Genomic DNA, 14,486 nt, shown 5'->3' on the forward strand with positions numbered 1-14,486 from the left:
TTATCACCCTAGTGTTATTATCACATTCCCGTCCTCAAACTTTATCCTTGAGGTGCCGCTGGTGTCCTTTATCGTTCCTGCGACAGTCAGGTTCCCTGATGTGATATTGACATCCCCTGTGGTATCATCAATATACATCCTCGTCGTCCCTCCTGTCTGCAGCCTCAAAGGACTGTTGGAGCTAACATTGCTTGCATACAATGTCCCTGTCACATTGGCATTGCCCTCGACATGCAGCTTCTGCGAGGGAGTTGTTGTTCCGATCCCCGTCTTCTCTGAGCTTGCATTTACGAATAATGTGTCAGTATCTACTATGAAATCACCACCTGCATTGAATCTTCCAAGCTCTTCACTGTATCCATCTCCCCAGAATATGATGGATTTCCCTGTATCCGCAAAAATATCTGCACTACCATTATCTATATCAAAACCTGCTGTGGATGCAGGATTGGAAAATGACACATAGCTGTCTGTAGAATAGATATATCCGCCTCGATCCAGATAGATGTTCAGGTCTGAAACACCGGAAATATTGACAACACCATCAGTGCTGGTGCCATCTCCCGGCATGATTATCACATCGCCTCCAGCAGTTGCACCACCTCCGGTTAGGAAAAGATTGCCCCCAGATGCTCCTTTATTATGGACTAATATGTCCTCTGCATAGAAAGTATTTGGATATTCGACATGCAGGTTCCACACCTCGATCTCATCTTCAACATGCTCATTTGCATCTAATGTTATGTTTCCATCAATTGTGTACAGTATATCCCCAATTTCCAGATCAGAAGCGATGATCCACCCTCTTGTTGTATAGAAAGGATGCATGGCAGTCACTTTTAGATTATTATTGAGGAGATAGTATGCACTCTCATTTCTGGCATAGATATCTATGATATGCACTGTTGATTGCTCTCCTGTTTTTTCGTCAAATGCCAATACCCTGTCTCCCTTCTTCAGATCTGATATTTTTGCATATCCAGCAGGGATATTGATCAAGGTATCACCTGCAAAACAATTTCCTCCCTCAATATGGAGGTCTGAATCAATTAATAATCCTCCTCCATATCCGCTTATATAATTGCCGCCGCTTCTTGTGAAAGTGATATTTCCCCCTAATGCCAGCTTGGTCCCGTCCCAGGTGAAGTTCTCATGACTGTCGATTGAATCTGCTCCAGACCAGAAAGTCACCCTGTTCACTGCACCTGAACCAGATATGCCGCTTCCGCACAATCCATTGTCTTCAGTGCAGACCTCGCTGCCATTAATCCACAATCTTGCATCAACGCCGGAGAAATTTCCGCTCCCATTCACATCAAGCTTCTGTGATGGTAAATAGGTACCTATACCTACCTTATTTCCAGACTGATCAACGAAGAATGTCTCATTATCTACTGAAAGATTTAATCCGCGCAATGCAAAAACATTATTATCATAGAGATATTCATTAGGATCTACTTCAGCAGCCCCATACATACGACCTATAAGATAACTATAGTTCCCAAAGTTTTGCAGACCATAGCCGATAGTCCCTGAACGTACGCCATGAGCTGAAGACCAAACACCATGCACAAAAGAGAAATCTCCTTCTGCTGTGACACAATCCCCTGTTGCTGAGGAATAATGACCTTCAGCACTGGCCCCACAACCCATAGCTCCAGAACCTCCGATTGCAGTTGATGAGACGCCTTCAGCAATGGCAAGATTTCCTCTTGCATAAGAAAAATTGCCTGAAGCACCCCCCAAAAAACCCACGGAAGTCGCATAGCTGCCATTTGCCGCGGCATATCCTCTTGCAAATGAATACTCACCCATCATTGAATCATTCAGATTATCATAATCAAAAGGAGATAAGTTTCCAGAGATAGCCAAAGCTGATTTATTGGAATTCCAGTAGAAAAGCCTGTCAATAGGGGTTCCGGTTATATCGCCTGGGAGGGCAAAGAATTTGACATTATCAACATTTGATCCATTCCCCACCTGCAGCTTCGCAGAAGGACTTGTCGTCCCGATACCAACTTTTGTCCCGTCATCATACAGCACCCCGATACCTAATGTATCTGAATCTGTCCACCTCGCAGTGTAATTCTCAGTACCTGCCCCGGTCAGCCCGCTACCGCAGAAATTATTGTCTTCTGTACAGACCCTGCTACCATTCACCCACGTGTAATTGCCTGTGATATTCACATTTCCAGCGACATCAAGCTTTTGGGAAGGTGTTGCAGTGCCAAGACCTAATTTGCCATCACTTTTCAATGTAAGGATATCGGCATCATCACGGTTTATGTCTAACATAGAATATGTACCTGTATAAGTACCCCCTCTAATAGACAAGGAAGCTCTTCCTATATTACTAGATAACACCATTTCAGTCCTATCATTATTAGTTGTATTATATGAGTCAGATAGGATATAGAAATAATTCTCATTCTCACCTACACCAGTATCGCCACCCATATATGCATATCTATTAGATGGACCTTTCTGGGTCCATAACTCAACAAGATTATACTGGTCCCAGTCATCATTCTCAATAGTTCCTGCAACAAATCCGATTGATTCGTTATCCGGATCCTCACTGTCATACTTAATTTCAGAGAAACTCATTGAGCCAGACCATAGATTATCATAAGTGCTCTTCTTGCCGATGTACACCCTGCCTTTCTCATCAATGTAGGATGTCTGATTACCATTTGATTCCCTGAATTCAATGAGGTTTGCTGTTTGTGACGGTGCTTTCTGGATTACCTGGCTTATTGCAGATGCGTTTCCATCAACAATATGGAGGGTTGCATTTGGCGAAGAAGTCCCAACCCCCACATTTCCTGTGCTGTCATTGATAAACACCCTAGTCGTTCCACCGGTCTGCAGCTGCAAAGGAGAATTAGAGCTCACATTGCTCGCATACAAAGTGCCAGTCACATTGACTCCTGTAGCCACATTCACAAGATTGCCTGTGGTCAGATTATCGCTCCCATCCCACATTGCATAGTAATTCTCAGTACCTGCCCCGGTCAGCCCGCTTCCGCACAATCCATTGTCCTCTGTGCAGACTCTTGAGCCATTTTCATAAAGCTCTGATGTCACATTCAATGATTCATACCAAACCCCATTATAAGGATATGTTGCTGATCCTATTTGAGCATAATTGTCCTTATCAGCTATTGTTATATCCCTACCAATAGCCAAAATATCTGAATCCTTATTACTAGATAATGTAATATCATAACCATATAGCAATGCATAATCACCATAACTTTCAATATTATCCCCAACAACCATATTATAAGATGCATCAGAATTAATTGCATTGTTATTACCAAATACAGATGAGTGGTCTCCCCAACTCTGAGACCTATACCCGATAACATTTGAGTAATTATTTAAGCAATTTGTTTCTTTGCCCATAGCAATACAATAATCCTGAGATGACCAAGCAACATCACCTATTGCTATTGAACTAAGCCCCTGAGCCAATGTTGCATAACCCAATGCTATCGCATAAGTCCCCGATGCTGATGCCCCCCCTGTCCCTATATAGAAACTCGGATTATTTGTTTTGACATTATCGACTGCAATCGTCTTAGCATAACCATCTTTTATGGACAAATAAGTCCCATTAACCCAAATTGAAGAACCATTCACTAAACACAGCCCATTGCCCTCAGTGCACACCTCGCTGCCATTCACCCAGAGCCTGGCATCATCACCGCTGAAATTTCCGCTCCCGTTCACATCAAGCTTCTGTGATGGGGATGTTGTTCCTATCCCAATACTACCGCTTCCATTTATTACCATCGAAACCTTTTTACCTGTTCCTGACATAAAGACTATGTCTCTATTAGTTTCACTACTTCCTTGTATTACAAGATTTCCTGGTGTCTGATTAAATGGATATGATGTGGAAATATTGTTTGTAGCATATATCGCCGGCCCATTTTCATTAGGTCTGCTTTGCAAAGCATTAGCAAATGTCAGATAAGCACCAATTAATTGATTTCCATTAACAAATAATCTGTAGGAAGAGTTTGGAAGTGAATTAATTGCAACCATCCCAGTATCATCAATGGACAGCCGATGATATCGTTCACCTGATCCTGGCAAATAGTCGAGGTAAAACAATTCACTAACATTAGCATACATCTCATAAGAGGTTTCATATTCATACTGATCTTTTCCTTCCCAATGGCTAGTATTGAACCTAAGTTTATTACTACCATAACCTGGACATCCTTCTTGGTTACAAATATCTTCAGGTAACATATTAAGAGTGCCACCAATATTTGAAGTGCCATTCACATGAAGCCTCGCAGAAGGATCATCAGTCCCTATCCCCACATTTCCGCTCTCATCAACCACAGTCAATGCGCTGCCGCTCTCATTCTGCCATTCCTGTATGTTCACGCTCTGCGAACCGGCCTTCCTCACAACAAGTCCCTTCTTTGACGGATCAGTGATATTCACATCCATGAAAGCATCCGGGCTGGCGCTCCCCACACCCACAAGACCATAAGTATCATCAACATACATCCTTGTAGTCCCGCCAGTCTGCAGCCTCAAAGGACTGTTAGAACTGAAATTGTCTGCAAATACTGTGCCTGAAAAATGACCGCTTCCATTGACATCAAGCTCCTGTGATGGAGCAGTAGTGCCTATGCCAAGCCTGTTGCTCGTCGCATTATAGAACAAGTCATCATCCGCAGCCAATGTGTCTGCATCGCTCCAGTATGTCAGCCTGTTCGCTGTACCAGAACCATCAAGACCGCTCCCGCATAATCCATTGTCTTCAGTGCAGGCCTTGCTCCCATTGACCCAGGTATAATTGCCAGTGATGTTTGCATTACCGACAACATGCAGCTTCTGCGAAGGAGAAGAAGTGCCGATGCCGACATTAGAATCACCGTCAGAATAAAACAGGTATTCATCTGTCATATAATCATAAATCCAAAAATCTCTTGAGCCGGAATCAGTCTCGTTATCGACCCAAAAACCCGCACCATAAACAGTATTCCAAACATCAGAAGAATTACCAAAACCAAAAGCCATCTCACTGCCAGCACCCTGACCCAAACCCGGCACCTTAGCACCAAAATAAGACTCAGACCACTGACTACCAGAATCCTCATAGACCAAAAGCTTATCCCAATCCTCAGTCATTACACCAGAAGGGACACTGCCATCACTGATGACAACGCTGCCATTGACAGTGACTAGATTCTCTGTCACTTGCATTGTATTGACTCCTCCACGGTGTGTTCCGTTATGGCCGGCATACATATTTATTGATGTCACAGAATTCTCATCTGATGTTCCGCCGCCGATATTCATCTCATTGAGGGTGATCCCCGTATCATTATGGCTTCCGCCATATATCAGGGTGACTGGTGGTTCAGTATTGTTGAAATGCCCCATCTTGATCCTTGCATATCTTGTCTGTGAATCTGTACCGTAATTATGCTGTAGTAATAGGCCGCCTTGATGACTATTGACATAATTTTGTATTTTGACGAGTCCGTCTGGATCGATGTTGAAGACAGAGTCATCTACCAATCCGCTATTGGGGATTATGGAGAAATCATGTGATGTCACATCATCACCCATACCCACAAACCACTTGAGACTTCCCATCCTCCAGAATTTTATTCCTGCACCTTTTGCATTGCTGGCAGATACATTGAAGAGCAATGTTGGTCCGATAGCGCCTATCATCACAGATTGTGTATCAGTAAGCTCAATCACAGGATCTATCTTCCTGATCTCAATATCCGCTCCTGGTGTTGATGTACCTATTCCTATACTATTGCTCGTCGCATTATAGAACAAGTCATCATCCGCAGCCAGCGTATCCCCATCACTCCAGTATGTTAGCCTGTTAGCAGTCCCTGACCCGCTGACATTCCCGCTCCCGCCACAATTTGTCCCATTGGACAGGCAGACCGAAACCCCATTCACCTGCACATCTTTCAGTGACACTATCGTGCCGTCTGGCTGGACATATGCGACTGTTGCTGGAGTAGAGTTCTGCCATTCTGTGAGGTTCTTTGCCTGGCTTCCTGCACCCCTTATCATTGAGACAGGCAGTGATGCATTCATGGATTCAACATATAATGTCGTCGGGGCAGGGCTTTGCGTACCAACGCTTGCGACCTGGTGGCCGAGGTAGAGCACATCCCACCCTTCTGGCTGGAAATACATATACTTTCCTTCAGATGTCCATAACCAGTGCTCTTGGTCATATATCTCAAAGCAGGATGCCCAGTCATCTCCTGAGCATATGTCAAGTTCCTGGTCCCCTGCAGAATCCCATCCAGCTATCCAGCCCCCGAGGCTTCCGAGGTATATCTCTGACATGTCGCCGTCTCCTGAACCATCATCTGTTATGTTTATTGTTGCGTTGATATGCAGGCCTGTTGATGGAGTATATGTTTTGATGCCTACTCTTCCTGTGCCTGAATCCACGAAAAATGTGCTTCCGTTGGCTGAGAAGTTTTGTGTGACATTGAGGTTGTTCGGAAAGACAAAATCTCCGCTCTCGAATGTCCCTGGCCCTATCCTGCTTGCCCCGTGCCCGGGATCTGCAGCAAGTGCTGATGAGGTGAAGAGAGCTGTCGCTATGACAAGACCCAAGAGCAAGGCAAACACAGGGATTTTCTGCTGTATGGCAGAAAACCGAAATAGATTGGTTTCCTTGTTTGCCTCTTTCATTTTCTCACCTCTAGTTTATTATCGCATTTTGGACTACGCTTCCGCGTGCCCAGAGATTGCCGTTCTTATCTATGTAGGATACGCAGTTCTCTGACTCGTCTTTGATGATGAATGCACCAACAGATGGTGTGCAGTATCCTCCTTGTTCTTGGCTCATGCTGCCGCGCAGTCTTATGTTTCCTGTTCCTGAGTCTATCCATGCTACTGTGCTGTCAGAAGCGTTCCTGAATATCATGTCATCCCCGTCCGGGACGCCTACGCCCGATTGGAAGACCTGGCCCTTTGTATCGATGTTTCCGAAGCTGTCGAATATTGTGACATTGCCTCCTGTGGAGTTCCGGATATAATAGCACCCTACTGTGCAGTTGGTCGATGTCAGCGAAGTTATTGTTATCTCATTGCTGCATAGCTCTTCCCCGTCATCTGACCTGTCATTTGGTGTTATGCATGCCTTCCATGTTTCGCCGGCGCCTGTTTCCTGTGAGACTATCAGGTCTGTCCTGTTTTGATAAAGCATCAGGATCTGTGATTCTGACAATGATGTGTTGTATATGCGGAACTCATCGATTGTTCCGTTGAAATGGTTCTTCAGGCTATTCTTGTACAGCACGACATAATCAACGTACATTGTATTGTGGCTCAGCTCTTCATCAGGTGTGCATGAACATGAGCACTGGGATTCTGAGGGAGGGTTATGGCCCCACACACCCAATCCTTCTTCGAGCGTATCCTCGAATGGCATCCTCATCCTGTATGTTTTGCCGTCTATTTCATGCTCTTTATATGCAAGCAGCGCAAGGACTGCAAGTCCTGTCGGATGGGAATGCGAATACGTGATCTCCGCCACAACCGGCCAACCCCCGTCATCCTCCTGGTTTTCAAGTATGATCGGCACCCAGCCATCCTTGTATAGGTCAGTCCTTCCTATGATTGCCAGCATTGCCGGACCTTCAAGATGCCAGTCAGAGAATGCATGCGTGAAAAGCTTGTTCCTCAAAAGATGGTAAGAGATCGCTTTTTCCACAAGATCATACCCAACGCATCCCTGCCTGTACATTGTCTCAAGATACATCAGCGAATGTGTTGTCCTGTAGTAATGCGATTCATTCCCGAGCTCTGAATCATTCAGACCCAGGCCTGTGAGATACCCTATCAGCTTCTGCTTGTCCTCTTCTGTGTATGTGGGGAAGAAACGCTGGCAGTACGAAGCAGCCACTCCGAGCTCATTGTTATGATAGGCGAAATCCACATGATCAGGCACGCCGGATCTGAGCATATTATAGGTCAATCCTTGTTTCTCATCAAACCTCTCAGGATTGACCTGGCTGAGCAAAGAAAGTATGGTCTGATAGCCATTAGGAACCTTATTCTGCTCGATATAGGTATCAAGCATTTCATCTATCGTCTTGTTTATATCCTCCCTGTTAAGATAATTGTTAATCATCCTCAGGAGGAACATGTGATTGAACTGGTCATCCCATGATTCCTGCTCAAACATTGTAGTGTTTAAGAGAAAATCAACACCTTTGCCTATTGCCTCATCTATCGCCTGGACAGTCTCCCCCTCATCCATATGACAATAATCACCATAGCACTCTTCCTGCTCATTATAATCCAAACTCTCACCGAATCCCTGCACACTCTTCGGATGCTCAGTGATATTGACCCAACCTTTGAGTGCGGATACCTTTGTGCTCAAGGTCCCACCGCAATTTGGATCTGACACACACCGCCATTCATTATCACACAGGTCAGGTGTGCATGATCTCGTCTGATATCTCTCAGTTGATAGGCAGCGCCCGCCCCCGCATTCCCCATTTATCCAGAGCGAGCAATAACAGTTCACACCTCTGCTCTCCGCAGTTATCCAGATCTCATTTGTGCCATCCTGCACATGGCCCTGTGCACTGAATGCCCCGGACAGAGTGGTCTCTGTAGAGCCGGTTGTCGATGTGATGAGATCCCATTCTGAATTGTCGAAATTATAGGCATAGATATTCACGCCGGTACCGCTTGTCGTCAATGTATTATAACCCTCCCAGGTCAGGGTGAATGACGCCGCATCCTCAGGTACGATTATGCTATATTGCGTGACCTCATGGTTGTTGCCGCTTGAATAAAAAGGAGTGTATGTCGCTCTTGAATCATCAGAGATGTTCGCCTGAGTATATTGCCCTGATGTATACTCCGTACCATAACCAGGCTCCTCATCAGTGGGCAAATCAGTATCGATGAAGAAATACCCATGATGTGTCCCGTTCAGCTTATACTCAGTCTGCCCATCACAGTCATACTCCGCGCCTATGGCCGCCAGGCTGTTTGGCCCGAAACCGACACTTCCGTTAGAAGTGTTTGTCAGTGCTCCGTCGATGTATAGCCTTATTGTCTCTGTACTGCTGTCTAATTTCATGACTGCATGATGCCATCCGCTTGACAGGCTGGTGTTGCTGATTGAGGTTATTGTGTCTGAATCTGAATCCTTTATCTCTGCCTTGAGCTTTCCGTCAGATATCCCGAACCACATTGATGAGTTGTCACCGCAGTCTGCATCTATTTGTGAATATAGGGTCATATTGTCTGTATCGCCGGTATAATTCACCCATGCAGTTATTGTGAAATCCTGAATCTCGAGATTGAAGTCATTCTGTATGTGTACGAAATCATCGGTTCCGTCGAAAGAGTATGCCCCGAACCCGTCATACCCGACGTCATCGCTCCATGTCGCCCCGCTCACTGTTCCATTGTTCCCATTCCCTGAATAGTCCTTTGCAAGTGTGCTCTCCTGCTCGTCATTGCCTTCGAATGGCATGTTGAGCATCATCAGGCTGGCATCATCTATGTACCAGTTGATGATATTTTTCACATTATCATCTTCTAGGTCAGATGTCGACTGATTGTAGACAGTCAGGTTGTCTGTTGTCCTGTTGTATATCGATGTTGCATTGAGTATCGGTGTTGCATGCTCTGGTGGTTTGTTCTGTATGGTGAGATTGCTGCTGCAGAGCTCTTCCCCATCATTATGACCATCGTTCGGTGTTATGCACGCCTTCCATGTCTCGCCTTTTGTCGTCTCCTGTGATACTAGGGTGAAGGGCTTCTCATTGTCCGCTCCAGATTCATATATCGCCAGGATCTGCTCTGGTGACAGTGCATGATCATGGACCTGGAACTCGTCCATTGACCCGTTCAGATATCCCCATGTTGGGCCGCCAAGCGATGCTGAGGTTATGTCGAGATGGTCTGTCCACCAGTCTCCGCTGTTCGTTCCTGTCAGAGATTTCTGGGAGCCGTTGATATAGAGTTTTACAGATGTCCCGTCCTGGACCCAGGCGATATGCATCCATTGGTCCCACCATGTTCCCAGATTGTCAAGGTCATAATAGACGCTTATTTTTGTGGCATCGTCATCCTCGATCACCAGGTCCATGCGGCTGGTTGTAGGACCAACATAAGATCGTATATAGTCTGTATAAGTTGATTCGAAGATATGGAATAGGAGCTGGGCTGTGCCGTTTGTGTTGAATCTCGCCCAATAGCTGACTGTGCCTGTTGATGTATTCAGGTTTGAGAATGAATCCAGTCTGATTCTGTCATTGGTGCCGTCGAATTCATATGCTCCTCCGCTTATGCCATCATTGATCCATGCGGGCATGTTTGCCGGAGTCCCTGCTCCGAGTGTTCCGTTGTTCTCATATCCTGAATAGTCCCTCACTGCCCCTGATTCTTCTGTGCTGATGTTTGTGTCAAAAGGCATGTTGACTGTCATCAGGCTCTTGCCGTCCTTGTACCAATTGATGATGTTTGTGACATTGTCTTGGTCTGCATCATATGTTGACTGATTGTAGGCAGTCAGGTTCTCATCTGTGTAATTTGTCCCGTATGTGCTGTTGAGTATTGGGGTTCCATGCTCGGGTATGGCATTCCCTATTGTGAGTGTATTGGAGCAGTTCTCTGCTCCATCTTCATTTCCGTCGTTTGGTGTTATGCATGCCTGCCATTCATCCCCTTTTGTTGTCTCCTGCGATGCTGTCATGTCTGTCCTGTTCGAAGCGATCAATGCGATCTGCTCATCAGACAGTGCTGTGTCGAATATCATGACATCATCGATATAGCCGTCCCACCATGCATCATCTGTCCATGGATGCCCCCCGACAACAAAATCCGAAGACACCGGAGACCATGAAGACGCAGTCGTATCCTTCAATTCACCATCAACAAATATTGCGACATCTGTCCCGTTGTTCCTGCACATCACATGATGCCACTCATTGGCTGCAATTTCATTTGTATTAGCCTCGGTATTGCCGTCCCAGCATGCTATTCCAGTGTACCACGTGTAGAATTCATATCCTTCATAATCGCTGTTGTCCTGCCCCATCACCATACACCAGCCATCACCACTGCAACCCAGATCATTCGAGTATATCCATCCTCCGAAAGTCGCAGTATCATCAGCGAGCTGCTCACTGAAATTTATGTAATCACCATCGCCGTCGAATTCATATGTGCCTCTTCCGTCATATCCTGCATCGATTCTCCAGGTGGGTCCTGTGACTGATCCATTGTTTCCTGATCCTGAATAGTCCTTTGCAAGGGAACTTGTGCTTCCCCCTTCAAAAGGCGCATTGACCATGGCTATTGGATTGCTGTCCTTATACCAGCTTATTATGTTCTTGACATCGTCATCTTCTGCGTCATATGTGCTCTGGTTGTAGACTGTCAGGTTCTCGTCTGTTTTGTTCAGTCCGTCTGTGCTGTTGAGGAAGGGTGTCGTCTGGCTCGGAGGGGTGTTTATTGTCAGGTTGTTGCTGCAGAGCTCCGTTCCATCCGCATAACCGTCATTAGGCGTGATGCAGGCCTTCCATGTCTCACCCACGTCGGTCTCCTGTGATACGATCAGGTCAGTCCTGTTGCTGTACAGCGCATAGACTTGCTGGTCAGACAGTGAATAGTTGTATATCAGCAGGTCATCCACTGATCCGTTCAGGTAGTAGCCGGTCGAGCTTCCGAATCTTCCGATCTTCCTGTTGGCAAAGGAATATGTGAGTGTTCCTTCGACTGATAGGTTCCCGACATCCTGGCCGTCTATGTAGCTCCTCTTGTTGGAGCCGTTGAATGTGAATCCTATATGGTGCCAGTTGCCATCAGCAAGCCCTAAACCGTGGTTTGAGACATATCTTGCATTTGTATAAAGTCCTGTCCTCAGGACTCCTGCGGTTGTCACATCCATTTCAAGCTCCTGGCCTCCGAATATTATATGGTAGCCGCCGATCGGTGTTCCGGCTGCCTTGAACCATGCAAATGCCGAGAATTGGCTTGTATAATCCAGGTTGTTCGGCAGGTCGATATGATCATTATTGAAATGATAGGCGCCTTTGCTGTCATGGCCTCCGGTTGCGTTCCATATTGCCCCGGTGACATTTCCGTAGTTGCCGAATCCGGAATAATCCTTTGTCCATGTTGAGTTGCTCCCTCCCTCAAATGGCATGTTCAGCACAATGATTGGTGCTCCGTCCTTGTGCCAGTTGATGATGTTCTTCACAGGATCATTGTCCGCATCGTATGTGCTCTGGTTGTAGACAGTCAGGTTCTCGGCGGTCCGGTTCATGCCTGACGAGGAATTCAGTATCGGCGTATCATGCTCTGATGGCTTGTTGAGGATTGTCAGGTTGCTGCTGCAGTTCTCTGCCCCATCTATATATCCGTCATTCGGGGTGACACATGCCTTCCATATCCCTCCTTTTGTCGTCTCCTGCGATACGATCAGGTCAGTCCTGTTGTTGTACAGAGCAAGTATCTGTTCTGGTGATAACGCAATGCTCCAGATCCTCGCCTCATCTATTGTGCCATTGAAGTATCTTGTCTCGCTGTCTGTGGAAGCCCCCCCAATCCAGACATCATAATCATTTGTCAGCATGCTTTCGCCTTCTGGGACATTATCAGTATCATACAGTGTGCCGTTCACATATAGACTGAGCAGCCCGTCATCATATGTCATGACTGCATGGATCCATCTCTCGAGAGGCATTTGTGCGGTTATAGTGGTTATGTTCAGCAAATCAGGCCCCCATCTTATCTGGGCTCTGATATCTGTGGTGTTAGGCACATAGGAGAGGGAATATGATGAGTTCTCATCCCAGACGCCTCCTTTTGTTATGATGCCGTCTATTTCCTCACCTAGGGTATTGTTGAGAGGATAGAACCATGCTTCAAGGCTGAATTCATCTGAGAGATTGAGGCTTTCCGGATTCCCCAGGTTTATATGATCATTTTCACCGTCGAATTGATACGCTCCTTTCCCTTCATATCCTCCGGTTGAGTTCCATGTGGCACCTGCAACTGCCCCATTATTATCATTCCCCGAGTAATCCTTTGTCCATGTTGAGTTGCTCCCTCCCTCAAAAGGCATGTTCAGCACAGTGACTGAGTTTCCGTCGAGATACCAGTTGATTATGTTCTTGACAGGGTCGTCATCGCCGTCATATGTCGACTGGTTGTACACTGTCAGGTTCTCGTCTGTGAAATTAGTGCCGAAGGTGGAGTTGAGGATCGGGCATGTCTGGTTTGGCACGCTTGAGGCATCATTGAATGCGTATTCCTTGAAGCCCCCGAAATTGAACTCCTGTATGTGCACTCCTGCAGTGTGGACCTTTACTCTCCATCTTGCTGTGTCATTGCATGTGTAGCTGTTATAGCAGAAGGATTCGTCGTCATGGCTCATGTTGTATATTTGGGATGCAGGGACATGGCTTCCGTTGCTTAGTATGAAAAAGGTGCTGTTGTCATGGATCCTGTCTGGCTTGCTGAATATCACATCTTCTCCGCATCTGAGCTCGATTATCTCAAGGTCATCTGTGGTGTTTGCATCGTCGATCTCTGTCTCGGTATAGGCTGTTCCGTTTGATGCAGTTATTGTGAGATTGGCAGCCCCGGTCGTATTCAAATAGACATCCCAGTATCCTCCTACTGTAGGATAGCTCTGCACATTCAGCACTGTGATCTCTATCTCGAATGTCTGGTTTGAGAGGTGTGGTGTTATCCATTTCAGCCTGTCGACCAGCCCATTTCTGTCCGAATCAAGCATTTCTAGCCCGAGCTCTGGGAGCTCTGATATGTCAAGTCGTCCTTCTTCTGTGAGCCAGAAAACCCGGATTGCCCTTTCAGGCACTTCAGCTATATTGACATATGTTGTGACATTTGTATAGTTCAGCTCTGAGCTCACGACGACAGTATGCACATAACCTGAGATTCCCTGGTCTATGAGCTGCGGCGCTTCTGTCTCGAGCTCTATGATGATTGTCTCGTTTGTCGCATTTATTCCATCTTCAATTTCCCATGTCTCTGTATTGTTCTTCTTGTCCTTCAGCTTTACCCTGTCCTTTTCCTTCTCCTCTCCATCCTTCGTATATTTTATTATGGTGCTTCCCTGCGGCAGCTCAATCTCTATCTTCTTGAGTCCGATATCCTCATGGCTGCTCTTCCATGTCTTTATCCATCTCACGGGCTTGCCTATCTCTGCCGGCATCTGTAGCAGTGAATCAGATTGGGGTTTCAGGTATTCTATCTTGAAGGTGTTTGATACAGCAGTGGAGATGCCGTCTGTTGCTGTCACATAGCTGTATCCCTCTCCGATGAATCCTTCCTCAAGCCAGATCCTTATTATGTCCCCTTCTATGTTGAAGCCTATCCCTGATGCTTCCTCATACTGGTACTCCAGCCCTGTCATGTTGCCGAAATATGTTGATAGGTTGAGTGTCTTGTTCTCCCCTGGTGCGATATGG

General features: G+C 46.1%; 2 protein-coding genes. Both read right to left on the minus strand.

Annotation, left to right across the window (positions count from 1 at the left end; genetic code table 11):
- Window positions 1-3: 3 nt before the first annotated feature.
- Complete coding sequence (locus JW968_07560) at window positions 4-6,705, minus strand: hypothetical protein (GenBank protein ID MBN1386795.1); 6,702 nt, start codon at window positions 6,703-6,705, stop codon at window positions 4-6.
- Window positions 6,706-6,715: 10 nt separating this feature from the next.
- Window positions 6,716-14,431 carry a LamG domain-containing protein gene (locus JW968_07565; protein MBN1386796.1) on the minus strand — a complete coding sequence of 2,572 codons (7,716 nt, stop codon included), beginning with the start codon at window positions 14,429-14,431 and terminating at the stop codon, window positions 6,716-6,718.
- Window positions 14,432-14,486: the final 55 nt, after the last annotated feature.

The organism is Candidatus Woesearchaeota archaeon, assembly GCA_016928155.1.
Taxonomy (GTDB): Archaea; Nanobdellota; Nanobdellia; order Woesearchaeales; family JAFGLG01; genus JAFGLG01.

Excerpts from the sequence above, each read along its gene's own strand:
- JW968_07565 (MBN1386796.1), bottom strand. The coding sequence starts at position 14,431 with ATGACAGGGCTGGAGTACCAGTATGAGGAAGCATCAGGGATAGGCTTC.
- JW968_07560 (MBN1386795.1), bottom strand. The coding sequence starts at position 6,705 with ATGAAAGAGGCAAACAAGGAAACCAATCTATTTCGGTTTTCTGCCATA.